The 25,185-nt window shown below is 75.9% G+C and carries 18 protein-coding genes; 3 read left to right on the forward strand and 15 right to left on the reverse strand.

What is annotated here, in order from left to right; translation table 11 throughout:
• The 3 genes from BJP25_RS23730 to BJP25_RS23740 all read right to left on the reverse strand — a co-directional run.
• On the reverse strand, positions 1 to 302 hold a 302-nt coding region (locus tag BJP25_RS23730; protein WP_075977215.1), incomplete at its 3' end, for a DUF3017 domain-containing protein.
• Positions 299 to 1,267, reverse strand: coding sequence for a DMT family transporter (locus BJP25_RS23735; RefSeq protein ID WP_075977216.1), 969 nt, complete (start codon positions 1,265 to 1,267; stop codon positions 299 to 301). The genes BJP25_RS23730 and BJP25_RS23735, both read right to left, overlap by 4 nt.
• Position 1,268: 1 nt before the next feature.
• The gene (locus tag BJP25_RS23740; RefSeq protein ID WP_075977787.1) at positions 1,269 to 2,255 is read right to left on the reverse strand and encodes a helix-turn-helix transcriptional regulator; all 987 of its coding nucleotides are present in this window, start codon (positions 2,253 to 2,255) and stop codon (positions 1,269 to 1,271) included.
• A gap of 283 nt (positions 2,256 to 2,538) precedes the next feature.
• Between BJP25_RS23740 and BJP25_RS23745 the strand changes: the two genes are divergently transcribed.
• On the forward strand, positions 2,539 to 6,543 hold the full coding sequence (locus tag BJP25_RS23745) for a glycohydrolase toxin TNT-related protein (RefSeq protein WP_075977217.1): 4,005 nt from the start codon (positions 2,539 to 2,541) through the stop codon (positions 6,541 to 6,543).
• Between the two features lie 42 nt (positions 6,544 to 6,585).
• On the opposite strand, the gene BJP25_RS23750 is transcribed toward BJP25_RS23745, so the two are convergent.
• The 4 genes from BJP25_RS23750 to BJP25_RS23765 all read right to left on the reverse strand — a co-directional run bounded on the left by BJP25_RS23750 (position 6,586) and on the right by BJP25_RS23765 (position 13,114).
• Positions 6,586 to 7,170: a pentapeptide repeat-containing protein gene (locus BJP25_RS23750; RefSeq protein WP_075977218.1), complete on the reverse strand. Its 585-nt coding sequence runs from the start codon at positions 7,168 to 7,170 to the stop codon at positions 6,586 to 6,588.
• 245 nt (positions 7,171 to 7,415) lie between these two features.
• A complete protein-coding gene (locus BJP25_RS23755) occupies positions 7,416 to 10,757 on the reverse strand; it encodes an error-prone DNA polymerase (RefSeq protein ID WP_075977219.1) in 3,342 nt (1,113 codons plus the stop codon).
• Between the two features lie 102 nt (positions 10,758 to 10,859).
• Positions 10,860 to 12,398: a DNA polymerase Y family protein gene (locus BJP25_RS23760; protein ID WP_075977788.1), complete on the reverse strand. Its 1,539-nt coding sequence runs from the start codon at positions 12,396 to 12,398 to the stop codon at positions 10,860 to 10,862.
• A gap of 5 nt (positions 12,399 to 12,403) precedes the next feature.
• The gene (locus BJP25_RS23765; protein ID WP_075977220.1) at positions 12,404 to 13,114 is read right to left on the reverse strand and encodes a hypothetical protein; all 711 of its coding nucleotides are present in this window, start codon (positions 13,112 to 13,114) and stop codon (positions 12,404 to 12,406) included.
• A 305-nt stretch (positions 13,115 to 13,419) separates the two neighbouring features.
• Here BJP25_RS23765 and BJP25_RS23770 point away from each other — a divergent pair, with 305 nt between their 5' ends.
• Entirely contained in the window at positions 13,420 to 14,163 is a 744-nt protein-coding gene (locus BJP25_RS23770) for a thioesterase family protein (RefSeq protein ID WP_075977221.1), read from the forward strand.
• Between the two features lie 99 nt (positions 14,164 to 14,262).
• On the opposite strand, the gene purH is transcribed toward BJP25_RS23770, so the two are convergent.
• The 8 genes from purH to BJP25_RS23810 form a co-directional block, all read right to left on the reverse strand.
• On the reverse strand, positions 14,263 to 15,831 hold the full coding sequence (purH, locus tag BJP25_RS23775) for a bifunctional phosphoribosylaminoimidazolecarboxamide formyltransferase/IMP cyclohydrolase (RefSeq protein ID WP_075977222.1): 1,569 nt from the start codon (positions 15,829 to 15,831) through the stop codon (positions 14,263 to 14,265).
• The gene (purN, locus tag BJP25_RS23780; RefSeq protein WP_233158229.1) at positions 15,828 to 16,460 is read right to left on the reverse strand and encodes a phosphoribosylglycinamide formyltransferase; all 633 of its coding nucleotides are present in this window, start codon (positions 16,458 to 16,460) and stop codon (positions 15,828 to 15,830) included. Before purN ends, purH begins: the two co-directional genes overlap by 4 nt.
• A 65-nt stretch (positions 16,461 to 16,525) precedes the next feature.
• Positions 16,526 to 17,860 (reverse strand): cell division protein PerM, encoded by a 1,335-nt coding sequence (locus BJP25_RS23785; RefSeq protein WP_084794438.1) that lies wholly within the window; start codon positions 17,858 to 17,860, stop codon positions 16,526 to 16,528.
• A gap of 469 nt (positions 17,861 to 18,329) precedes the next feature.
• A complete protein-coding gene (locus BJP25_RS23790; protein ID WP_075977223.1) occupies positions 18,330 to 19,040 on the reverse strand; it encodes a DUF5336 domain-containing protein in 711 nt (236 codons plus the stop codon).
• A gap of 239 nt (positions 19,041 to 19,279) precedes the next feature.
• Positions 19,280 to 20,167, reverse strand: a complete 888-nt coding sequence (gene sucD / locus BJP25_RS23795) for a succinate--CoA ligase subunit alpha (RefSeq protein WP_075977224.1) — start codon at positions 20,165 to 20,167, stop codon at positions 19,280 to 19,282.
• A gap of 6 nt (positions 20,168 to 20,173) precedes the next feature.
• Complete coding sequence (gene sucC, locus BJP25_RS23800) at positions 20,174 to 21,340, reverse strand: ADP-forming succinate--CoA ligase subunit beta (protein ID WP_075977225.1); 1,167 nt, start codon at positions 21,338 to 21,340, stop codon at positions 20,174 to 20,176.
• A 191-nt stretch (positions 21,341 to 21,531) separates the two neighbouring features.
• Positions 21,532 to 21,819: a hypothetical protein gene (locus tag BJP25_RS23805; protein ID WP_075977226.1), complete on the reverse strand. Its 288-nt coding sequence runs from the start codon at positions 21,817 to 21,819 to the stop codon at positions 21,532 to 21,534.
• Complete coding sequence (locus BJP25_RS23810) at positions 21,816 to 23,648, reverse strand: hypothetical protein (RefSeq protein WP_075977227.1); 1,833 nt, start codon at positions 23,646 to 23,648, stop codon at positions 21,816 to 21,818. The genes BJP25_RS23805 and BJP25_RS23810 overlap by 4 nt, the downstream gene beginning before the upstream one ends.
• A gap of 499 nt (positions 23,649 to 24,147) precedes the next feature.
• Between BJP25_RS23810 and BJP25_RS23815 the strand changes: the two genes are divergently transcribed.
• Positions 24,148 to 24,972: a M23 family metallopeptidase gene (locus BJP25_RS23815; RefSeq protein ID WP_233158230.1), complete on the forward strand. Its 825-nt coding sequence runs from the start codon at positions 24,148 to 24,150 to the stop codon at positions 24,970 to 24,972.
• Positions 24,973 to 25,185: the final 213 nt, after the last annotated feature.

The raw sequence follows: 25,185 nt of genomic DNA on the forward strand, positions 1-25,185 counted from the left end.
TAGCGGGTGAGGGGGCCGCCCTCGATGGTGATGGCCACGAACAGGACCATGACGGCGAAGCCGGTGTAGAGGAAGGTGTCCACGACCCGGCTGCGGACGGCGATGAGGCCCGCTTGCTCGTCGCGGAGCAGGACGCGCAGGCCCGCGGCGAGCAGGAGGGCCAGGCCGATCCAGATGGAGCCCTCGCGCCAGTTGTACATGGCGATGCGGACCAGGCCCACGGCGACGACCGCCATGACGAGGGCGAACGGCAGGTGGACCAGGGCGGGGTGCTTGCCGCCGCGCTGAGGGGCTCCGCTCACGGTGGAGCATCCTCCCACCCGGGGTGGGCGGGGTGGCGGCGCGGGGGGAGGGCGGCGACGGCGGCGGCCACGAGGGTGAGGGCGACGCCGACGAGGGTGGCGGTGGGCACGCCGCGGGTGGCGGCGTCGAGCAGGACGGCGCCGACGAGTTGGCCCGCCACCGCGCACAGGCCCAGGAGCAGCACGCCGATGAGGCGGACGGCGAAGACCGAGGTGGACAGCGCGACGATGCCGAGTAGGCCGCCCAGGTAGAGGTGCCAGTCGGTGGGGAAGGCGGCGGGCAGGCCGCGGGTGAGCAGCTCGGCGGTGCTGACCGCGACGAGCACCACCGCGCCGACGCCGAAGTTCACCAGGGTCGCGAAGACGACGTCGCCGGAGTGCTGGCCGACGAGGCCGTTGGCGGCCTGGGCCCAGCTCAGCGCGGCCCCGGTCAGCACCGGCAGCAGGGCGAGCCAGAGCTGGCCGGGCACGCCGAGGCGGTCGGAGACGGCGATGCCGACGGCCACCACGGCCAGGGCGGCGCCCACGGCGCGGGCGGGGGTGACCGGGCGCGGCTCGCCGGGGCCGAAGCCGGAGCGGTCCACCACGAGGCTGCTCACGACCTGGCCGCCCACGCCCGCGACGGTGAACAGCGCGATGCCGAGGGTGGAGGCGGTCAGGCCCTGGGCGGAGACGAACGACGCGCCCGCCGCGCCGCCCAGGCACTGCCAGGGCTTGAGCGCGCCGGTGCGCAGGGCCCCGGCCCAGCGGCGGGCAGCGGCCCGGCCCGCGGGGCGGGCGGCGACGACGGCGGCGAGCACCACCAGGCCGCCGGTGAAGGAGATCAGCGCGGCCAGCACCCCGTCGGCCAGGCGGGTGCCCAGCTCGCCGTTGACCCGGCTCTGCACGGCCAGCGCCACCCCGCCCACCGCGGCGGCGACGGCGCCCGCGGCCCGGCGGTCCGCGCGGCGCGCCGGTGCGGTCACCTCAGATCCACCGGTGCCGGACGGCGTGCACGGCGAGCTGGAAGCGGGAGGTGGCGCCCGCGTGGTCCATCAGCCGCTGCAGGTGGCGGAACACCGTGCGCCTGCTCACCCCGAGCTGGCGGGCGATGGAGTCGTCGTTGGCGCCCGCGGCGAGCAGTCCCAGCAGGCGCTGCTCGATCGGCTGCACCGGCGAGGTGGCGCGCGCCCCGGCGTGCAGCGGCACGGCCAGCCGCCAGGACGCCTCGAACAGCCCCACCAGGGCGTTGAGCAGGCTGCTGGGGCGCACCACGAGCAGCTGGCGGTTGACGTCGGCCTCGGCCACCGGCAGCGACACGGTGGCGAACTGCTGGTCGACGATGGTGAGCTTCACCGGCACCTCGGGCAGCACCCTGGCCTGCTCCCCCGCCGCCACGCACGGCTGGACGTTCTGCTGGTAGCGGCCGGGGTCCTCGATGGAGGCGCGGGCGTAGACCACCCGGTAGGTGACCTCGCCGCGGGCCAGCTGCTCCAGCTCGGCGTTGTTGACGTGGCCCTCGGTGAAGTAGGGCGGGGAGTCCAGCCTGCGCACCTCGTGCCGGGCGGAGAGCTCCATCTGCTGGATGCGCTGGGCGATCGCGGTGCCGGTGACGACCTCGATGAGGTCGTCGGTGCGCTGCGGGGAGATGGCCCGGCGGAAGCTGTCGTAGGCGTTGAGGGTCGCCACCCTGGCCTGCTCCAGCTCCGACTCGCGCCTGCGGCTGAGGATCTGCAGGCCGGAGCCGGGCGGCACGGGGGTCACGACGCTGCCGTCGTCGCCGCCCTCGCCCACGAGCCCGGCGTCGACGAGGGCGCGCACCGCCGCCCCGACCCCGGCGGGGTCGGCGGCCAGCCCGTCCGCGACCTGCTCGGCGGTCTGCGGTCCGGTGCGCAGCAGGTGGGTGTACACGCTGATCTCGGTCCCGGGCAGGCCGAGCCGGGTCAGGTGGGGCGCGAGATCACCATCCGACACGGGCGCCAACACTGGCACGTTTGTGCCGGTGACACAAATGTGGCCCTGAACCGTCGGATCCCACGGTCGGGTGATGCGCGTGCGGTGAGGGTCACAGCTGGGTGGTCGCTGTGGACGGGGGGAGCGCGCGGGGGCCGTTTCGGGATACCGTCCTGGGGGCCGTAACCGACCCGTGACCCGCGCTGTCCCGGCCGCGCGCTGACCCTGCGTCATCACCGCAGGCAGCGGGCGAGCGCCGGGTCCACCGTATGCCAGGCGCATACCGGCAGGAGAAGATGTCACCGTGGCACAACCGACGCAGCTGAACCCGACCGAACAGGACGCCCTGGTCAAGCAGATCGGGCTGGCGTTGCTGCGGGCAGCCCCCGAGGGCTGGCAGTCGATCACCGTGGAGTACCGGGCGCTGGGCCGGTACACCGAGGTGGTGGGCCGGGTGGCGTTCGCGGGCGGCGGCACCGAGCCGGTCCCGATCGCCCAGGAGACCGCTGCGCTGTTCGGGCGGCTGCGCGCCGGGATGTACCGGGAGGGCCGCGGCACCTGGTACAACGCCCGCTACCAGCTCGACCAGCCCTCGGCCTACAACCTGGAGTACGACCGGGACGAGCCGCAGTGGACGAACCCGCCGCCGCCCCCGGCCTACGCCGACGACCTGCGCACCTTCCCCCGCGACGAGGAGAACGTGCCGGAGTGGCTGACCCGGCGGATGGCCGCGCTCAAGCCGCCGTTCCGGGTCGCCCGCATCTTCGACGGCCCCGGCCCGGACGGCCGCCCGTCGGTGAACCGCCCGCCGGTGACCGACGCCGACCGCGAGGCCGTGCTGCGCTACCTCGACAGCGCCCCGCTGCCGCTGCCCCCGCGCGGCTACGACACCGACCTGCTCGACGAGGCGGGCGCGCAGTCGGTGCCGGTCGCCTTCCACACCGACGGGGTGTGGATCTGGCACGCGGCGGTGAACTACTACCTGCGCACGCACGGCGTGGCCCCCGAGCCGGACCTGGTCGAGCACGCCCGGCGCGCGGAGTTCACCGTGCCGGAGGTGCCCGAGCAGGCCCTGCACGGCGCGGCGTCGTTCCTGACCAGGGGCCGCCCGCCGCGCCCGCCGGTGCCGCCGGAGGCCCCCGCCGAGCAGCCGCCCGCCGCCGAGGCACCCGAGCCGCCCGCAGCCCCGGAGCCCGAGCAGCCGCCCGCGGCGCCCGAGCAGGCCGGGCAGGCTGAACAAGCCGGGCACTCTTCGGAGCGCTCGTTCGACGCCTTCGCCGACGCCCGGCCCGCCGAGCAGGCGCCCGCGCCGTGGGACCGGCCGCCCGCCGAGGACGCCCCGCGCCCGGCGCAGTGGGCCGGGGCCAGTGGCCTGCCGGGCGCCGCCGCTGCGCCGGAGCAGGCCGCGGCCGCGCCGCAGCCGGGCGGGCTGGCCGGTGGCCAGCCGGGCGGGCTGTTCGAGCAGCCCGCCGAGGGCAGGCGGGCGCTGCGCGCGGACGACTCGCCGTTCCAGGAGGCCGCCGCGTTCCAGGCCGAGGAGGACTCCCGCGAGCAGGCGCCCGCCGCGCCGGACCACGCGGGCGACCCGGCCTTCGCGGCGCGCGCCGAGCAGGCCCCGCCGCCGGACCCGGCGTTTGGCAGGCAGCCCGCCGACGATCAGGCCGAGTACACCGGGCAGGAGCCCGAGGTCGAGCAGGAGCAGCCCGACCCGCGCTTCGCCGCGGGCGAGCCGAGCGGGTTCGGCGGCCGCGACGCCGACCAGCCCGAGGACTACGCCGCCCAGGGCGCGGCCGAGCAGCGGGCGGACTTCGCCCCGGCGGCGTTCGGCGCCGAGGCGGGCGACGCGCCCGCGTTCGAGGGGCGCGACCGGCAGGACAGCGGCTTCGGCGGCCGCGGCGCCGCGCCGGGCGGGTTCGCCCCGGCGGGCAACGGCCACGACTTCCGCGCCGGGGACGGCGGGCAGGCGGGCAACGGGCACGACTTCCGGGCCCGGGACGCCCACCAGGACGAGCGGGGCCGCGAGGAGTTCACCCCCGGCGGCTTCGGCGGCCGGGAGGACGAGGGCGGCCACGGTGGTCCCGGGTTCGCCGCGCAGGGCGACGACGCGGGCGAGCAGGCCGAGCACGGGCAGCACGCCGCCGAGCCCGCGGCCGAGGGCGGTCGCAGGCGCCGGAGCGAGGAGCCCGCGGCGGACGACAGCGGGTTCGGCCACCAGCAGCCCGCGCACGGCGGCGGCGACTTCCGCGAGCCGGGCGGCTTCGACGACCCGCAGGGCCGCGCCGCCGGGTTCGGCGCGCAGGGCCCCGACTTCGGCCAGCACGAGGCCCCCGACCAGGACGACCGCTTCGCCCCGCGGGGCGAAGCGTTCGGCGGCCGGGGTGCCGCGTTCGCAGGCGGCGAGGACTTCCGCACGCACGACGCCCCCGGTCACGGCGACGCGCCGGTCCAGGGTGGACAGTTCGACGAGCGGGGTGGCGCCCCCGCGCACGGGGAGCGCCCCGAGGGTGACCACGGTGACGGGTTCGCGCCGCAGGGTGACTCCGGGCCCGCCTTCGGCCAGACGACCGAGGGCGGCTACGGCGAGGCCCCCGGTACGCCGTTCGCCCCGCAGGACAACGGTTTCGGCCAGCAGCACACGGCCGAGGGCGACTACGCGGAGGCGCAGGGCGGCCAGTTCGCCCAGCAGGGCGGCGGAAGCGGCTTCGACGACGACCGCAACGCGCAGTTCGCACGGGACAACGACTTCGGCAGGCAGCACACGGCCGAAGGCGACTACAGCGACCAGTTCGCCCCGCAGGGCCACCAGCCCGCCGAGGGCAGCTACGGCGACACCCCGGGCGCGCACGACCAGCAGCACACCGCAGAAGGCAACTACGGCGACCAGTTCGCCCCGCAGGGCCACCAGCCCGCCGAGAGCGGCTACAGCGACGCCCAGGGTGCGCAGTTCGGGCAGGACAACGCCTTCGGCCACCAGCACACGGCCGAGGGCAACCAGTTCGCCGCGCAGGGCCAGCAGCACCCCGAGGGCGGCTACGGCGAAACCCCAGGCGCGCACGGGCAGCAGCACACCGCTGAGGGCGGCTACGGCGAAGCGCCGGCAGCCCAGCACACCGCCGAAGGCGACTACAGCGAGGCCCGCGGCGCGCAGGACGACTTCCGCCAGCACCCCGAGGGCGACAGCGGGTTCGCCGGTCGGGACGCGGGCTTCCGGCAGGCGCCGGAGGGCGGCTTCGACGGCGGGGCGGAGTTCGGCGGGCGCGGGTTCGGCCAGGAGCGGCCGGACTTCGGCGGGGCGCCGTTCCAGCCCGCGGCCGGGGCGCCCGAGCGGCCGATCGCGGCCGAGGAGCCCGTCGAGCTGTTCACCCACCCCGACCAGTCCAACCCCGGGGAGGGCGCGCCGCAGCAGAGCGCGCCGCCCGCCGCCGCGCTGCCCTCGTCCGGGGACCCGGCGCAGGCCGTGGCGGGGCTGCGCGCCCGGCTCGACGAGCTGGGGGTGCCCGCGCAGCGCTACCAGCTCGGCGCCGCCGGGCCGCGGGCCTGGACGCTGGAGCAGACCGGCGAGGGCTGGCGGGTCGGCTGGTACGACCAGGGCTTCGTGGCCCCCGCGGTGTTCGAGGACGTGGCCGACGCGTCGGCGTTCCTGCTCGGCAAGGTGCTGCTCGACACCGGGCAGACCGCCGCCGAGGTCGGGCAGTCCACCATGCAGGCGTCGCTGGCCGACCTGATGGCCGATGACGACGAGGCCCAGGAGCAGGCCCCGCCGCAGCAGCGGTTCGGCCCGCCCCCCGGCGGGTTCGGCGGCCAGGAACCGGGGCTGCCCACCCGCCAGCCCGCGCCCGCGCCGGTGCCGGAGGAGGTGTTCGCCCAGCCCCGCCCGGCCCCCGCCCGCAGGCCCGACCCGGCCCAGCAGGTGCAGCAGGCCCAGCAGCAGGGTGCCTCGCGCAGGCCGCAGGACTGGCCCATCCAGCCCCGCCAGGGCGAGCCGCCGCTGACCCTGTTCCGCGGCAAGCAGCTGCTGGAGCTGCCCCCCGGCACCGAGATCGACCGCTACGGCGAGCCCAGCGGCAACCTCACCTACGCCGCGGGCACCCCGTTCGAGCGCCGCTCCCTGGTGCCGGACTGGGTCGGGCGGCCCTACCGGGCCTACCGGGTCATCAAGCCCACCGAGGTGCTGACCGGGGTGGCGATCCCCTGGTTCGACCAGCCGGGCGGCGGCACCGCCTACCTGCTGGCGGGCTCCATCGCCGAGCTGCTCGACACCGGGCACCTCATCGAGGTCAACGACCGCGAGGCACCGACCCGACCGTGACGCGCCGTGCCCCCGGGGTCCGCCCCGGGGGCGCGGTCGGCCTCAGCTGATGACGAGGCCGTGCGCGGCGGCGAAGGCGATGGCGGTGTCCAGGTCGACCTTGGCGCCGCGCAGCTGCGCCTGCACCAGCCCGTCGGCGTCGAGGCGCGCGCCGCGCAGGTCGGCCCCGGTGAGCTTGGCGCCGGTCAGCCGGGCCCCGGTCAGGTCCGCGCCCCGCAGGTCGGCCTCGCGCAGGTCGGCGTCGACGAGGTTGGCCTCCCGGAACCGCAACCCCGCCAGCGTCGTCCGGCGCAGCGCCGCCCCGGACAGGCTCGCCAGGGTGAAGTCCGTGTCGGACAGCGACACCGGGATCCACCGGCAGTCCAGGAACGTCGACCCGAGGAACGTGCACCCCGAGAACCGGCTGTCGGTCAACGTCGCCCGGTCGAACGAGCACGACCGGAACGCCGAACTGGCGTGCACCGACTCCCCCAGGTCCACCCGGGTGAAGTCGCAGTCGGTGAACGTGCACCCGGTGGTCGACACGCCGCGCAGGTCCGCCTCGGTGAAGGCGCACGCGGTGAAGTGCCGCTGCTCCCACACCTGCTCGTGCAGGTCCGCGTCGGTGTAGTCCTCGCCCGTTTCCACGGTGGTCAGCTTGGCATGGTGCCCAGTGGGGGTGTGCGGGGCTCGCGTTGTGGACCGGTGGGGTGGGTCCGCTTGGGGGGTGGGGCGCCTTGGTGCCTTCTCATGCGACCACGGCCCAGGCTGGCGCGGGGGTAGCCCGGGCAAGGGGACCCCTGTTTTCAACGTTACCGGCGGGGGGCGACGGAACTCGACCCACGCGGAAGGGCTGTGGACAACTCGGGTGGGTGGGCGCAGCTCGGCGGGGGTCAGCGGAAGTCGCGGGAGCTGGTGGGGATGTGGGGGTGGAGGGGTTCCAGGTGCTCGGCGACGAGGGTGGTGACGCCGTGGGTGTTCTGGAGGGTGCCCCGGACCAGGAGGGCGGAGCTGGTGCGGGCGACCTTGCGGTAGCGGAGCCAGAGGCCGGGGGAGCAGACGACGTTGGCCATGCCGGTCTCGTCCTCGATGTTGAGGAAGGTGACGCCGCCCGCGGTCTGGGGGCGTTGGCGGTGGGTGACGGCGCCGCCGATGTGGACGCGGGTGCCGTGCTCGGTGTGCGGGAGCTGGGCGATGGGGAGGGCGCCGCGGCGGGTGAGGTGGGGGCGGAGGAACTCGGTGGGGAAGGTGTCGGGGGACAGGCCGGTGGACCAGACGTCGGCGGCGGCGCGTTCCAGGGCGTCCATGCCGGGCAGGGTCGGGGGGGTGGTGCCGACGGTGGTGCCGGGGAGGTGGTCGGGGCGGTCGGTGGCGGCGGCGCCCGCGGCCCAGAGGGCTTCGCGGCGGGTGAGGCCCAGGGACTCGAAGGCGCCCGCGGTGGCCAGGGCCTCCAGCTGGGGGCGGGTGAGCGGGACGCGGCGGACGAGGTCGACCAGGTCGCGGTAGGGGGTGGTGCCGCGGGCGGTGACGATGCGGGTGGCCAGGTCCTCGCCGATGAGGCGGACGGTGGACAGGCCGGTGCGCAGGGCGCTGCCGCGGTCGCGGCGGGCGCCGAGGGGGTCGACGCCGGTCCACGCGGCGGGTTCGAGGCGGGCGTGCTCGGTGCTGGCGTTGATGTCCGGGCCGCGGACCTCGACGCCGTGCCTGCGGGCGTCGGCGACCAGGGACTGCGGGGAGTAGAAGCCCATCGGCTGCGCGCGCAGCAGGGCCGCGCAGAACGCCGCCGGGTGGTAGAGCTTGAACCAGGCGCTCGCGAAGACCAGCAGGGCGAAGCTGAGCGCGTGGCTCTCCGGGAAGCCGAAGTTGGCGAACGCCAGCAGCTTCTCGTACACGCGCTCCGCCACCTCCGGGGGCAGGCCGTTGGCCAGGGCGCCGGTGTGGAAGCGCTCGCGCAGCCGCTCCATCCGGCGGGTGGAGCGCTTGGCGCCCATCGCCCGGCGCAGCTCGTCGGCCTCGGCGGGGGTGAAGTCCGCGACGTCGACGGCGATCTGCATCAGCTGCTCCTGGAACAGCGGCACCCCCAGCGTCTTGTCCAGGGCCTTGGCCAGCAGCGGGTGGTCGACGTGCGGCTCCTCCTCGCCGTTCTTGCGGCGGATGTAGGGGTGCACCGACCCGCCCTGGATGGGGCCGGGGCGGATCAGGGCGACCTCGACGACCAGGTCGTAGAACTCGCGCGGGCGCAACCGGGGCAGGGTCGCCATCTGCGCGCGGCTCTCCACCTGGAACACCCCGACCGAGTCCGCGGCGCAGAGCATGTCGTAGACGCGCGCGTCGGCCAGGTCCAGCCCGCCCAGGTCCACCTCGACGCCGTGGTGGTCGCGGACGAGGTCGACGGCGTAGTGCAGGGCCGAGAGCATCCCCAGGCCCAGCAGGTCGAACTTGACCAGGCCCACCGCGGCGCAGTCGTCCTTGTCCCACTGGAGCACCGTGCGGTCGGCCATCCGCGCGGGCTCCACCGGGCACACCTCGCTCACCGGGCGGTCGCAGATGACCATGCCGCCGGAGTGGATGCCCAGGTGCCGGGGGAAGTCCTCCAGCTGCCCGGCCAGCTCCAGCACCGCGGGCGGCACGTCGAGGTGGTTGTCGCCCGCGGTCTCGGCCAGCGGGCCCCACCGGTCGATCTGCTTGCTCCACGCGTCCTGCTGGCCCGGGGAGTACCCCAGGGCCTTGGCCATGTCCCGCACCGTCGACTTCGCCCGGTAGGTGATGACGTTGGCGACCTGGGCGGCGTGGCGGCGGCCGTGCTTGCGGTAGACGAACTGGATGGCCTCCTCGCGCCGGTCGGACTCGATGTCCAGGTCGATGTCCGGGGGCCCGTCGCGGGCCGGGGCCAGGAACCGCTCGAACAGCAGCTCCCAGCGCACCGCGTCGACCTTGGTGATGCCCAGCGCGAAGCACACCGCCGAGTTCGCCGCCGACCCGCGGCCCTGGCAGTAGATGCCCGAGCGCCTGCAGAACTCCACGATGTCCCACACCACCAGGAAGTAGCCGGGGAACCCCAGCTCCTCGATCACCCGCAGCTCGTGGGCGATCTGGTCGTAGGCGCGCGGGGCCTCCGCGGCCGAGCCGTACTTGGCCGCGGCGCCCCGGTAGGTCAGCTCGCGCAGGTAGGTGGTCTCGGTGTGCCCCGGCGGCACGTCGAACGGGGGCAGCTCGGGGGCCACCAGGCGCAGGTCGAACGACAGCTGCACGCCGAGCACGGCCGAGCGCTGCACCGCGCCGGGGTAGCGGTGGAACCGGGCCAGCATCTCCGCCCCCGTGCGCAGGTGCGCGGTGGGGGCGGGCGGCAGCCACCCGGCGAGGTCGTCGAGGCTGCGCCGGGCGCGCACCGCGGCCACCGCGGCGGCCAGCCTGCCGCGCGCGGGCTGGGCGAAGTGCACGGCGTTGGTGGCCACGGTGGGCAGCCGCAGCTCGGCGGCCATCGCCGCCAGCAGGTCGTTGCGGGTGGAGTCCTCGGGCAGGCCGTGGTCGGTCAGCTCGACGAACACCCGCTCGTCGCCGTAGCAGGCCCTGAGCGCGGCCAGCTCGGCGAACGCGGCCGCGGGCCCCTCCCGGTCGAGGGCGCGGCGGACGGCGCCCTTGCGGCAGCCGGTGAGCACGACGCAGTGGTCGCGGGTCTGCTCGACGACCTCGCGCAGGTCGTAGGCGGGCTTGCCCTTCTCCCCGCCCGCCAGGTGCGCGGTGGTGAGCACCCCGCAGAGCCGGTGGTAGCCCTCGGTGCCGTCGGCCAGCAGCAGCAGGTGCTCGCCCTCCGGGTCGGCCACCCCGTTCTGCGGGGCGGTCAGCCCCAGGCTCAGCTCGGTGCCGAACACCGTGCGCACGCCCAGTTCCCTGGCCGCCTCGGCGAAGCGCACCACCCCGTACATGCCGTCGTGGTCGGTGATCGCCAGGGCGTCCAGGCCGAGCAGGGACGCGGCCTCCACCAGCTCCTCGGGGTGGCTGGCGCCGTCGAGGAAGCTGAAGTTGGAGTGGCAGTGCAGCTCGGCGTAGGGGACCCGGGAGTCGCCGTCGGGGTGGTCGGTGGGCGCGGGCGCGGCGGTGCCCACCGGCGGGGCGTAGCGCTCGCGCTTGCGCGTCCACGCCGGGCTGTCGCCGCCGTCGCCGGTCTCCGGGGCGCGGCCGGAGAGGATGCGCTCCAGCTCCGACCAGCGCACCGGGGGGTTGTTCCAGCCCACCGGCCTAGAGCTCGTCCTCCGGTGGGCGGCGCTGCTCGGGGATGAGCGCGGCCAGGTCCACCAGGTCCCACCACTCGGCCACGGCCAGGTCGTCGTCGGGGTTCACTCGTACAGTCCCTCCACCGTCCACTTGAGGTTCTCGCGCACCAGCAGGTACGCGCTGTGCGCGCCCTCCTCGGAGCGCAGCAGGACCTGCACGCGGGCGCGCCGGTGCGCCGCCGCCGGGTCCCACCAGGTCTCGTCGGCGGGCCAGGGCCCGGCCCAGGCCAGCACCGGGCGGGCCGGTGCGCCGTCCACCGCCACGTCGGTGGGGGTGGCGGTGAGGGCGAAGCGGCCGTCCACGCCGACCGGGCCGCCGCCGGGGCCCAGGACGGTGGCGGGCAGCGGGCGGGTGGGCACCACCGCGGGCGAAGGCGCGGGGACGCGGCCGGGCCAGGGACGGTCCGGCGGGGTGGCCGGGGTGCGCTCGTCGCCCCACGGCACCAGGTGGACGCGGTCGGCCGGGCCCAGGCCGCCGCCGAGCACGGGGGTGCGCACCGCGTCCGGGCCGAGCAGGCCCTGCACGTGCGCCATGGCCCTGGCGGCGCGGGCGGTGGCCTCGTCGTCGCCCTCCTGCCACAGCGAGACCTGCAGGGCGGTGCCGGTGACCAGCTCCTCGGGCACCAGGCGCAGCTCCACCACCCCCGCCGACGGGCGGTCGGCGGCGCGCAGCCAGCCGTCGAGCTGCCAGCGCAGGCGGTCGGCCATGGCCGAGGGGGTCAGCGGGTCGGCGCAGCGCCAGACCCGGCGCAGGTGCTCGCCGCGCGCGGTGGTGGCCTCGATGGCCAGGCGGGTGCAGGCCAGGCCGTGCGCGGCGAGGGTGGCGTGCAGGCGCTCGGCCAGGCCGCGGGCGGCGAACGCGGCGGCCTCGACCCGCTCCAGCGGCTCGTCCGGGGTGTGCGCGGCGGTGAGGTCGGCCGGTGGGGTGCGGCGGCTCGGCGGGCGCTCCTGCAGGCCGCGGGCGAGCCGGTGGGCCAGCACCGCGTCGGCGCCGAAGCGGGAGGCGACGTCGTGCTCGGGCAGGGCGCCGAACGCGCCCAGGGTGCGCAGGCCGAGCCTGCGCAGCAGGTCGACCAGCTCGGCGCGCTCGGGCAGCAGCTCGGCGGTGGCCAGCGGGGCGAGGAAGGCGGGGGTGGCGCCCGCGGGCACCAGCAGGCCGCGGCGGGCGGCCAGGGTGGCGGCGAACAGCCCGTCGGCGGCGCCGACCACGGCCTCGGCGTCGGCCGCGGCGGCCACCGCGTCGATCAGCCGCTCGGCCACCCGCTCCTCGGTGCCGTAGTAGGTGACCGGGCCGCGCGCGGGCACCGCGACCACGCCGGGGCGCACGACCTCCACGCCCGGGGCCAGCTCCTCCACGGCGGCGGCGACCGGTTCGAACAGCCGGGCGTCGCGGTCGGCGTCGGCGGGCAGCACCGCCAGGTCCGGGCAGCGGCCCTGGGCCTCGCGGCGGCGCATGCCCCGGCGCACCCCCTCGCCGCGGGCGGCGGCGTTGGCGGCGAGCACCCGGTTGGCCGCGACCACCGCGGCGGGGACGTCCACGGGCAGCCCGGCGACCTGGCCCGCGGCGACCACGGGCCAGTCGGGGCACCAGAGGACGAACAGGCGACTCACCCGGCACCTCCCCCGCGGACCTCGGCCGGGCCCACCCCGGTCGATGGGTCGAACATATGTTCGAACACCGGGCGCGTCAAGCGGCTCGGCGGCGGTTCACCTTGCAGCGTGACGGTGCGGACGACGGGCCGCGCCGCGGCGCCGCGCCCGGTCGCGCTGACCCGCACCTCGCGCCCGCGCAGGTGCCCGTGCCCCTCCCCCAGGCCCCACCAGCGGTCGCCGTCGACGCGCAGCTCCACCTCCGCGGCGGGCCAGCCGCCCAGCGGCAGCAGCACCGCGCCGCGGCTGCGGGCGCGCGCGGAGAGCTTGCGCGCCAACGCCTCCGCGACCCGGGAGGCCGAGACTGCCACGAGGTCGAACCCGTCGAGCAGCGCGGCCACCACCGCGCCGACGTCCCCGCCGGGGCTGGGCACCAGCGCGACGCGGTCGGTGCGCACGCCCGCCTCCTCGGCGGCGACGAGGCCGAGGGCGGGCAGCCCCACGACGGCGGCCCAGGACCCGGCGCGGGTGGGCTCGGCCAGCAGCGCCAGCAGGAGCGCGGCGCCGTGCACGGCGACGGTCCCGCCGCGGCGCAGGCCGCCCCAGGGGAACAGGTCGGCCAGGTCGGCCCGGACGGGGATGGTGCGCACCTCGGGCGCGGACCCGGCGAGGGCGGCCGCCAGCCGGTCCACTGTGGACGGCAGCGGCACGGGGCCCGGCGAGGTCACGACGACCCCCGGGACGGGGAGCCGGGGGCCCTCAGGTGTCTCCCCGACCTGAAGGCCCCCGGACGCCCCACCGCACACCTCCCACGTCGCCGCGCGTACCGCTCAATACGCGCGGAGCCGTGGGGAGACGGCGGATCGGGGTGGTCTCGACGACACCCCGGGCTCAGCTCGAACACTTGTTCGACTGGCATCAGAATACCGAGATCAGCGCAGGTGTCAAGCGCGACCGGGAGCACGTCCCCGGCGCGCCGGGGACCGCTAGGCTGCGGGCAGTTGCTTTGCGCCACTGACCCTGGGAGCAGGACATGCCGGACACCGACGCGATCCCCGCCAGCTGGCGCTCCTGGACCGGCGCCCACGGCGGCCTGCTCGGCGGCCTGCTGCTCGACCACGCGGGCCGCCGCGTCCCCGGCGCCGCGGCCAGGGCGCTGCACCTGACCTACCTCAGCTCCGTCCGGGCGCCCGAGGTGCTGGTGGAGACCACGCTGGTGAAGGCGGGCCGCAGCGCGTCGGTGGTGACCGCGCAGCTCATCGCCGAGGACCGCGTGTCCGTGCTGGCCACCGGCACCTTCGGCCCCTCGGTCAGCGGCCCGGGGCTGCCCGGACCGACCGCACCCCGCGTGCCCGCGCCGGACGACGTGTCGGGCGTGGAGTTCCCCGGCCACCTGGTGCCCTTCGCCGAGCACCTGGAGATCCGCCCCGTGGGCAGGCTCCCGCTCAGCGGCGGCGACGACCCGGAACTGGTGGGCTGGGCGCGCATGCCCGCCCCTCCCCCGCGCCCGGAGTCGGCGGCGGTGATCATGCTCGACGCCCTGGCCCCGGGCCTCTACGCGATCCGCGAGGACCCGGTCCCCGTGCCCACGGTCGAACTCGCGGTGCACTTCGGCGACGCCGCCGCGGACTACGACGCCCGGGAGTGGGCCCTGCTGCGCATCCGCACCGAGCACGCGGGCGGCGGCTGGTGCGTCGACGCCAGCGAGGTCTGGGACGCCCGCGGCCACCTGATCGCCACCGGCCGCCAAGCCCGCCGGGTCATCGAGACGCCGTGAGGGGCGGCTGCCCGGAGCAGCCGCCCCTCACCACTCGCTGGAGAGCACCCCGCGTGAATTGGACGCGGTGGTGGGTTGTGGGTCCGCGGAATGCGGCCCCTAGTGGGCGAAGTGGCGGGTGCCGGTCAGGTAGACGGTGACGCCCGCGGCCTCGGCGGCGGCGAGGACCTTGGCGTCGCTGACGGAACCGCCGGGCTGGACGACGGCCTTGACGCCCGCCTGGGCGAGGACCTCCAGGCCGTCGGGGAACGGGAAGAAGGCGTCGGAGGCGGCGACGGCGCCCTTGGCGCGGTCGGCGCCCGCGCGGGCGACGGCGAGCTTGGCGGCGTCGACGCGGTTGACCTGGCCCATGCCGCAGCCGACGGTGGCGCCGCCGGTGGCGATGACGATGGCGTTGGACTTGACCGCGCGGCAGGTGCGCCAGGCGAAGGCCAGGTCGGCCAGGGTCGCCTCGTCGGCGGGGGCGCCGGTGGCCAGGGTCCAGCCGGAGGGGTCGTCGCCGGGGGCGTCGAGGGCGTCGGACTGCTGCAGGAGCAGGCCGCCGGAGATGGGGCGCAGCTCGGTGCCGCCGCGGCGCGGGGGCTCGGCGATGAGGACGCGGATGTTCTTCTTGCGGGTCAGCACCTCCACCGCGCCGTCGGCGTAGGCGGGGGCGACGATGACCTCGGTGAAGACCTCGGCCACCTGCTCGGCCATGTCCACCGACACCTCGCGGTTGGCCGCGATCACCCCGCCGAAGGCGCTGAGCGGGTCGCAGGCGTGCGCGCCGCGGTGCGCGGCGGCGATGTCCACCTCGGACACCGCGATGCCGCACGGGTTGGCGTGCTTGATGATCGCCACGCACGGGTCGGCGTGGTCGTGCGCGGCGCGCCAGGCGGCGTCGGCGTCGACGTAGTTGTTGTAGGACATCTCCTTGCCGTGCAGCTGGGTCGCCGTGGCGAGCCCGGTGCCGCCGTCGCCGCTGGTGTACAGGGCGGCGCGCTGGTGCGGGTTCTCGCCGTAGCGCAGCACCGAGCGGCGGTCCCAGGTGGCGCCGACCCAGCCGGGGAAGCCGGAGCCCTCGTCGTCGGGGGCCAGCGCGGAGCCGATCCAGGACGCCACCGCCACGTCGTAGGCCGCGGTGTGCCGGTAGGCGGCGGCGGCCAGCGAGCGGCGGTCGGCCAGGGTGAACCCGCCCTCGGCCACCTGCGCCAGCACCCAGTCGTAGCGGGCCGGGTCGACCACCACGGCCACCGAGGCGTGGTTCTTCGCCGCCGCGCGCACCATGGCCGGGCCGCCGATGTCGATCTGCTCCACGCACTCGTCCGGGGTGGCGCCGGAGGCCACCGTCCTGACGAACGGGTAGAGGTTGACCACCAGCAGGTCGAACGCCTCGATGCCCAGCTCGCCGAGCTGCGCGACGTGCTGCGGGTTGCCGGTGTCGGCCAGCAGGCCCGCGTGCACGCCGGGGTGCAGGGTCTTGACCCGCCCGTCGAGCGACTCGGGGAAGCCGGTGACCTGCTCGACCGGGGTGACCGGCACGCCCGCGTCGGCGATCGCCTTCGCGGTGCCGCCGGTGGAGACCACCTCGACGCCTGCGGCGTGCAGGCCCGAGGCCAGCTCCACCAGGCCCGCCTTGTCCGACACGCCGACCAGGGCGCGGCGAACCGGCCTGCGGGAATCCGTCACGGGATGCTCACCTTTCGTCCGTCCACGGTGTAGCCCTGCCGGGCCATGCCCACGACCACCTCGACCAGCAGCCGCCGCTCCACCGCCTTGATCCGCTCGTGCAGGCCCGCCTCGTCGTCGCCGGGGTGCACCGGCACCGGCTCCTGGGCGATGATCGGGCCGGTGTCCACGCCGCCGTCGACCAGGTGCACCGTGGACCCGGTGCACCGCACGCCGTAGGCCAGCGCGTCGGCCACCGCGTGCGCGCCGGGGAAGCTGGGCAGCAGCGCGGGGTGGGTGTTGATGATGCGGCCGCCGAAGCGCGCCAGGAACGCCGGGCCGAGGATCTTCATGAAGCCCGCGGAGACGACCAGGTCGGGCTCGTGCGCGGCGACGGCCGCGGTGAGCGCGGCGTCCCAGGCGGCGCGGTCGGGGTGGTCGCCCACCCGGACGGTGAACGTGGGCAGCCCGGCCCGCTCGGCCCGCGCGGTGCCCTCGATGCCCGCCCGGTCGGCGCCGACGGCGACGAGGGTGGCGGGGAACCCGGGGGCCGCCGCTTCGTCGAGCAGGGCCTGCAGCAGGGTGCCGGTCCCGGAGACCAGGACCACGATCCTGGCCGGGGTGGCGGGCTGGTACGTCGCGCTCAGCACGGGCTCCTGGGGCGGGCGGTGGACCGGGTTCCGCCCCAGGGTAAGCGGTGCTCAGTTGACCTTCGTCAGCGGCCCGAACCGGCTCCGGGGCCGTCCTCGGGCCCGTCGCCGGGCTCGTCACCCGGGTCGTCGTCGAGGTCGTCGGCACCGGGTTCGGCGTCGGTTTCCCCGTCGTCGCCGGGGTTCTCGGGCTCCTGCTCCTCGTCGGGGTCGTCGTCGAGGTCGTCGTCGAGGTCGGGCTCGGCGCGCGGGCGCGAGCGCTCCCCGGTGGTCCAGGCCACCACCGACCCGGGCACTGCGACCCACAGCACACCCGCCAGCGACACCCACGCCGCCCGCAGGTCGACGGGGTTGAACGCGCCCCCGCCGAACGCCCCGCCCGCGCTGCCCGCCAGCACCGCGAGCGCCATCGCCACCACGACCGCGGCCACCACGACGGCCCGCAACCGCCCCGCGGGCGCCACCGCCACGTCGCGCAGCGTCCACCCGACCACCGCCCCCACCGCCGCCGGGAGCAGCAGCAGCGCGAACCACCACGGCGCGGCGTGGTCGGGCAGCACGCCCAGCAGCGGGAACGCGGGCACCGGCCCACCGGTGAAGCCGAACGGCCCGATCCCCACCTCCCCCAGCGCGAACCCCGGCCCGGTCGCGAACCCGGTCGCCGCGATCACCGCGTTGGGCAGGTACCCCAGCGACAGCAGCAGCATCCCCAGCCCGCTGCCCGCCCCGTCGACCGCGAACAGGTCCCGCACGGTCCCGAACGACCCGAGCAGCGCGGCCAGGAAGACCGTCGCCCCGATGGCGAGGAACGCGGCCAGGGCCAGCAACCCCGCCTTGAGCCCCCGCCACGCCAGCTCATCGATCCGCTCCCGCACCCCGAACCCCGCCCTGGGCAGCACCCCGGCCGACGCGGCCAACGCCGAGATCAGCGCCGGGTAGTACAGGGCGGCCAGCGGGTCCGCGGTGGCCGAACCCCCGGAGGACGCGATGGCGAACAACAACCCGACGACGCCGTGCGCCCCCGCGATCGTCCCGACGATCCACGCGGCCCGCTTCGGGGTGTGGGCGTCCAGCCGCTCGGCCGCCGTGGCAGCGGTGCGCCACACCATCAACGCCGCCGCGATCGTCGGCAGCAGCGGCAGCACACCCAGCTCCCGCCCCCCGAGGGACAACGGCACCTGGTGCGCGGCCAACCACCCGGGCACCGCGGCCGCCAACACCCCGGTGGTGGAGAAGACCGCCCGAGCAGCGGTGGCCATCCCGATGGCCAGCACAGCCGCGACGACGGCGTAGGTCGTGAGGACGGGGCTGAGCGCGGCCACCGCGAGAACCCTGGCGGTGGCCTGCGCGGGCGCCCCCCGGGTGCGGGTGGACCGGGGACCGGGGTGGAGCAGCGCCATGCACCCCACTGTGACACCGAAGGGTGACACCACGGCAGAGGCGCGCCGCTGGGCGCGGGGGTGCTGGGGTGGGTGGCGGAGCCGGGTGCGTCCGCTGGCTTTGCGTACTGCTGTCGAGGCCGGGACTTGGCCCGGGGGCTTGGGTGGTAGCCCGGTTGGGCCTCGGAGGGCGGTCACCCTCTCGCACACCCACGACCCACGCTGGCGCCGAGGTACCCCGGGCAAGGGGACCCCTGTTTTCAACGTTACCGGCAGGGAGCGACGAAACTCGACCCCCGCGACAGGGCTGTGGACAACTCGGCCGACCAGCTCATACCACCACACACCGCGCCCTTCCGAACCTCCTTCTTTGCCCACGGCGCAACCACTTGCGCAGCGGGAAGCCCGGCTACGACAATGCTCGATGCCTTTCCGGCAAACGCAAAACGGGCACCCCCACCTGGGGAGTGCCCGTTGCGCGGAGAGCGGATCAGCCCTGCTGGGGGTGCCCCCCGGGCGGGGTCCCCGGAGGCGTCCCGAACTGGCCCTGCTGCGGCGCGAACGTCGTCTGCTGCCCCGCGGGGGGCACGCCCGGGCCGGGCTGCTGGCCGGGGGCGGGCTGGGGCTGGCCGTAGGGGCTCTGGAACTGGCCGGACGGCGGGTTGAAGCCGCCGGGAGGGGGCGGGAACTGGCCGGTGTGGGGGTAGACCGGGACCTGCTGGGAGGGCTGCGGGGGCTTGAGGACGCCCAGCTCGAACAGGTAGGCGGCCACGATGGTGAGGGTCTGCAGGAGGCTGAAGATGAGGATGAGGATCGCGCCCGCACCCATGTCGTAGTCGGTGGTGAAGGTGCTGAAGAGGGAGGCCAGGGTGGTCACGACGACGACCACCGGGGGGAGCAGGCCGATCTTCTTGTCGCCGGGGAGCACGGCGGTGATGCAGAGCGCGCCGCCGATGCAGAGCAGGGCGGGGATCCAGCCGAGGCCGTTGCCGAAGTAGGAGGCGTTGCCCGCGCCGGAGACGTCGGCGACCGGGGCGAAGCCGAGGAAGAGGTTGAGCAGGCCGAGACCCGCGACGACCAGGCTGAGGATCTGCGCGGGGGTCAGCTTGGTGCCGGGGGCGGCGGGCTGGGCGTAGCCGGGGTGCGGCTGCGGCTGGGGCTGCCCGGGGTAGCCACCCGGTGCACCGCCTGGGTAGGTCATCGCGTGCTCTCCTCGACTCACTCGACGCGACTGGCACGACGCCAGAGACGTTGCGGGCGCTGGGGGTCCGCCCGGGGCCGGTTGGACGCGCCGGGGCGCGCCCCGGTTCCGCCGAACGCCGGACCCGCGGACGTGGGCGGACGCTACACCACCGGGGGCCGCCCGCGCGGTGCACCGGCGGGGAACCGCCGAGGGCCGGGCACCCCGCGCGGGGGTGCCCGGCCCTCGGACCGTGCTGCTTACTTGGCGGCGAACAGCTCGCGCGCCAGCGCGGCGGTCTCGGACGGGGTCTTGCCGACCTTCACGCCCGCGGCCTCCAGCGCCTCCTTCTTGGCCTGCGCGGTGCCCGCGGAGCCGGAGACGATGGCGCCCGCGTGGCCCATCGTCTTGCCCTCGGGGGCGGTGAAGCCCGCGACGTAGCCGACGACCGGCTTGGTCACGTTCTCCTTGATGTAGGCCGCGGCCCGCTCCTCGGCGTCGCCGCCGATCTCGCCGATCATGACGATCAGCTCGGTCTCCGGGTCGGCCTCGAACGCGGCCAGGCAGTCGATGTGCGTGGTGCCGATGATCGGGTCGCCGCCGATGCCCACCGCGGACGAGAAGCCGATGTCGGACAGCTCGTACATCATCTGGTAGGTCAGCGTGCCGGACTTCGACACCAGGCCGATCTTGCCGGGGCCGGTGATGTTCGCCGGGATGATGCCCGCGTTGGACTTCCCGGGGGAGATCAGGCCGGGGCAGTTGGGGCCGATGATGCGGGTCTTGTTCCCCTTGGCCACCGCGTGCGCCCAGAAGTAGGCCGAGTCGTGCACCGGGATGCCCTCGGTGATGACCACGGCCAGCTCGATGCCCGCGTCGACGGCCTCGATGACCGCGTCCTTGGCGAACTTCGGCGGCACGAAGATGACGGTGACGTCGGCGCCGGTCTCGGCGATGGCCTCGGCCACGGAGCCGAACACCGGGATCTGCTGGCCCTCGATCTCGGCCTTGGTGCCCGCCTTGCGCGGGTTCACCCCGCCGACGACGTTGGTGCCGGACTTGATCATCCGGGTGGTGTGCTTCGTGCCCTCGGACCCGGTCATGCCCTGGACGATGACCTTGGAGTTCTCAGTGAGGAAGATTGCCATGTCAGGTCACGCCCCAGCCGCGAGCTCGGCGGCCTTGTCGGCCGCGTTGTCCATCGTGTCGACCACGGTCACCAGCGGGTGGTTGGCCTCGGCCAGGATGCGGCGGCCCTCCTCGACGTTGTTGCCGTCGAGGCGCACGACCAGCGGCTTGGTGGCGGTGTCGCCCAGGATGCCCAGGGCGGAGACGATGCCGTTGGCCACCGCGTCGCAGGCGGTGATGCCGCCGAAGACGTTGACGAACACCGACTTGACGTCCGCGTCGCCCAGGATGATGTTGAGGCCGTTGGCCATCACCTCGGCCGAGGCGCCGCCGCCGATGTCGAGGAAGTTGGCGGGCTTGACCCCGCCGTGCTTCTCCCCGGCGTAGGCCACCACGTCCAGGGTGGACATGACCAGGCCGGCGCCGTTGCCGATGATGCCGACCTCGCCGTCGAGCTTGACGTAGTTGAGGTCCTTGGCCTTGGCCGCGGCCTCCAGCGGGTCCTCGGCGTCCTGGTCGACCAGGTCGGCGTGCTGCGGGTGGCGGAAGCCCGCGTTCTCGTCGAGGGTCACCTTGCCGTCGAGGGCGATGACCTTGTCCTGCGGGTCGCGCACCAGCGGGTTGACCTCGACCAGGGTCGCGTCCTCGCTGACGAAGGTCTCCCACAGCTTGACCACGACCTCGGCGGCCTGGTCGGCGATGACCTCGGGGAACTTGCCCGCGGCGACGATCTCCTTGGCCTTGGCCAGGTCCACGCCCTCGATGGCCGACACCGGCACCTTGGCCAGGGCCTCGGGGCGCTCCACGGCCAGCTGCTCGATCTCCATGCCGCCCTCGGCCGACGCCATGGCCAGGAAGGTGCGGTTGGTGCGGTCGAGCAGGAAGGAGAAGTAGTACTCCTCGGCGATGTCGGACGCCACGGTCACGAGCACCTTGCGGGTGATGTGGCCCTTGATGTCCAGGCCGAGGATCGCCTCCGCCTTGGCCTGCGCCTCGTCGGCGGTCTCGGCGAGCTTGACGCCGCCCGCCTTGCCCCGGCCGCCGGTCTTGACCTGCGCCTTGATGACGGTGGTCTGGCCCAGCGACTCGGCGTGCGCGCGCGCTTCCTCGGGGGTGGCAGCCACGTGCCCCGGCAGGACCGGGACCCCGTGGGCGGCGAAGAGGTCCTTCGCCTGGTACTCGTACAGGTCCACTCGACAGTCTCCTGACTCCGGTGTCGACGTGCTGCTGTCGGACGCGCAACCGAGCCGTCGTGGGGTCGCGGCGCGGCGGTGCTGCGGTCGGACGAGAAGGACCCTAGCGAGGTCGGTTTACCGTTGACACTTCGCACCCGGTGAGGTAGGTCACGAGCGGTGGTGAATTGGCTCACCACGCGTAGCGATGGTCACCCGTGAGCGGTGTCGGCCCAGGTCAGGGCGTCGTCGTAGGCGATGGCGCGGACGTCGTCGGCGTCCTCGGCGGCCAGCAGCGCGGCCACCTCCGCGACCCGCCCGCCGACCACCACGGCGTCGGCGTCCTCCTGCAGTGCCACGGCCACGACGTGCTCGGCGGCGGTGAGCCCGCCCGCGTGCACGACCTCGACGCCCGCGTCGCGCAGCTGCCGGGCGACGACGTGCGCGCCGTCGGCGTCGCGCGCGCCGAACTCCGCCACCACCACCCGCAGCCTGCTCACCGGCGCGCCCCCTTGGCCGTGCCCGCGACGAGCGCGGCGATGAGCAGCGCGACGACGGTGGCCAGCGCCAACCAGGTGCCGGGCCCCGGGGTGCTGCCCGCGGCGCGGGCGGCGGTCAGCGGGTACTCCAGCGACCGCACCGCGGCCAGCAGCGCACCGCCGACGAGCAGCGCGGCGGCGCGGGCCGGGCGGGCGACGGCCGCCGTGGCCGCGGCGGCCAGCAGCGACAGCACCGCCGCCCACAGGCCCGCGGAGGCGAAGTCCACGGTGGACCAGAGGCCGGGCGCGGCGAAGCCGGGGGCGCGCACCGCGGGCAGGCCGAACGCGCCGAGGGCGAACAGCACCCCGGCGGCCAGCGGCGCGGCCACGCCCAGGCGCAGTTCGCGCGGCGGCGGGTCCTCGTCGAGGGCGTACCGCTCGGCGCTGCCCGCCAGGCCCGCGAGCACCGCGGCCCCCGCGGCGGCGGCCACGGCGAACCCGGCCGCCCACACCCCGTTGCCCGGGGCGTAGACCGGCGTCCGGTCGACCTCGGCCAGCACGGCGCCGATGGTGGCCGCGCCCGCGAACGGCACCGCGGCCAGGGCGACGGTGAAGGCGGGGCGGACGGCACCGGCGAACCGGGGGGCGGCCAGCAGCAGCGACAGCACGAACACCAGGCCCGCCACCGGGTAGAAGAGGTCGTCGACGAACACCTCCGGCCCGCGCAGCCCGTCCGGCGGGGCGGTCCCCGCCACCAGGCCCGCGGCCACCGCGTCCACCACGACCTGCTCGGAGGCCGCGGCGACCAGGCTGAGCACGGCGGCGACCAGGCCCAGCAGGGCGGCGACGCCGTGCATCGCTGCGCCCGCGCTGGTGCGCCAGTACCCGACCACCGACTGCCAGACCCGGGCCGCGACGGCGACGAGCGGGGCGGTGGCGAGCAGCAGCAGGACGGCGGCCAGGGCCACGACCGGGCCCCAGGTCGCGTGCAGGCCGTCGGAGCGCAGCCCGGCCGCGGTGTTGGGCAGCTCGACGGCGGCGAGCCCGAGCAGCAGCCCCAGCGGCACGCCGGTGGCGATGGAGCGGTGCGCCGACGGCGTGGAGCACAGCAGCACCAGCGGGACGGTCACCATCAGCAGGGTGAGCCCGAGGCCCGGCAGGGTGGGCGCCGACCCGGCGTCGTCGGCGAGCTGGAACAGGTTGTCCGAGCGGTAGGGGGCGCTGAACAGGCCCGCGCCCGCGAACGGCGCCAGCACGAGCACCGCCGCGAGCGAGCCGCCCCGGCGGGCGGCCGGGCGGTCGCCGGTGGGGTCGTCGAACTCGGCGGTGTACGGGGTGGCCTCGTCGGTGCGGGGACGGCCGAAGGCGAGCACCGCGGCGGCGGTGCCGAGCAGGTGCCCGGCGAGCAGCAGCCAGGTGCCCGCGCCGGTGCCGACCGGGTCGAGGCTGTGGAACAGCGCGACCTCGGGCCGGGAGGTGTAGAGCGGCTCGACGGCGAACTGGAGGTCGAGCAGGAACCGGGCGGGCAGCAGCGCGCCCGCGCCGACCAGCACGGCGGCGCCGAGCACCGGCCTGCCGCGGGCGAAGGCGGCGGCCGCGGCGGCGGGCGGGAGCAGGGACAGCACCACCAGCAGCGGCAGCGCGGTGAACCCGGGCGGCGGGCCGCCGGAGATCGGGCCGACGGCGTACCCGAGCGCCTGGAGCACCCCGGCACCGGCGGCCAGGCCCACGGCGGTGCGGACGCGCCGGGGCACGTCGGCCCAGCCCACCCGGTCGGCGGCGCCGGTGAGCGGGGCGCGGTCGGGCTCGGCGGGCGCGGCGGGGCCGGGCGCAGGGGTCCGCTGGTTCATCACGGCCAAGTTAGCAACCGGCGCCACCCGAGCCCGTCGGCAGCGCGCGGGACGCGGGGGTGCGGGGGCGCCCACTGGCGGGACGGCGACACGTGACTAGTACAGCGTTGAACCAACGCCGTGACCCCGGCAAGATCGCAGGGGTGATCGTGGGTGCGCCGTGACGCGCATCCGTGGGCTTGGTTGCCACCCGGGGGCGTTCATCAAACGAGACCCCGGTCACACCGACCGGGTGATTTCCCGGTGACGGTGCGGCGTTTCCGCTGCTCAACCAGCCGGCGCCGAACCGCGCCCGCCACCGCCCCGCAGCCTGCTGTTGCCCAGCGCGGGACCGCACCGTTACTGTCCCCGGGTCCGTTGTCACAGTCAGGTCACGAATGGGGCAGGGAAGGCATCCAGCCGACCCGACCGGGATCCCCGCCCGGCGCCCCGCACCGAGCAGGCCCGTCCCCCGCGGGTCGGTGTCGGACCCGGCTCCCCGAACGCGGAAGGCTTGGTCTTGTCTCGACATCGCTCCACCGGCGGTGAACAGGAGTTCACCGCGCCCGACGAGGCGCTCGAACGCATCTCGACCCGGGCACGCGGCGCGCACCGCATCGCCGCACCCAGCTCCGCCGTCCGCGGCCGGGTCGTCGTCGCCGCCGTGGCGATGGGCGCCTTCGCCGCCGCCGCGGCCGGGCAGACCCTCCAGACGGCCGCCGCGGGCACCCCCGACGAGCCCGCCGTCCCCCTCGCGGGCATCCGCAACGCCAGCGCCACCATGGCCCTGGGCGGTGACGCCACCACCTCCTCCTCGACCACCCCCGAGCTGCTGGAGGCCGCGGGCGGCACCGACGCGGCCGTCGAGGCGCAGAAGATGGCCTCCACCGAGCGCGTCGTGCAGGCCCGCGACCAGCGGATCGCCCAGCAGAAGGCGGCCGAGGAGGAGGCCAAGCGACCCAAGGTCGTGCGGCCCGCCGAGGGCACCTTCACCTCCGGCTTCGGCGCCCGCTGGGGCGTCACGCACTACGGCGTGGACATCGCCAACCGGATCGGCACCCCGATCGTCGCCGTCGCCGACGGCGTGGTGATCGAGGTCGGCCCCGCCTCCGGCTTCGGCCTGTGGGTCCGCGTGCAGCACGACGACGGCACCATCTCGGTCTACGGGCACGTCAACGACTACGTCGTGCGCGAGGGCCAGAAGGTCAAGGCGGGCCAGCTGATCGCCCACATCGGCAACCGCGGCCAGTCCACCGGCCCGCACCTGCACCTGGAGATCTGGGACGGCAGCGGCCGCAAGGTCAACCCGGCGCCCTGGCTCGCCGCGCGCGGCGTCCAGCTCTGAGCCTCCCCCAAGCCCAGACCCCGACACCGCGCACGCCCCCCGGCCACCCCCCGGTGCCGGGGCACCCCAGGACGCCGGGCGACCCCGCCCGGCTCCCCCGCACTGCACCCGCTCGCGCAGCGCCCACTCGTGCACCCGCTCGCACTGCACCCGCTGGTGCCGCGTCCCCCCATCCACACCGCACAGTGAACCGCAGGGGTACGACAATCCCCG

The organism is Actinokineospora bangkokensis, from assembly GCF_001940455.1.
GTDB classification, from domain to species: Bacteria; Actinomycetota; Actinomycetes; order Mycobacteriales; family Pseudonocardiaceae; genus Actinokineospora; species Actinokineospora bangkokensis.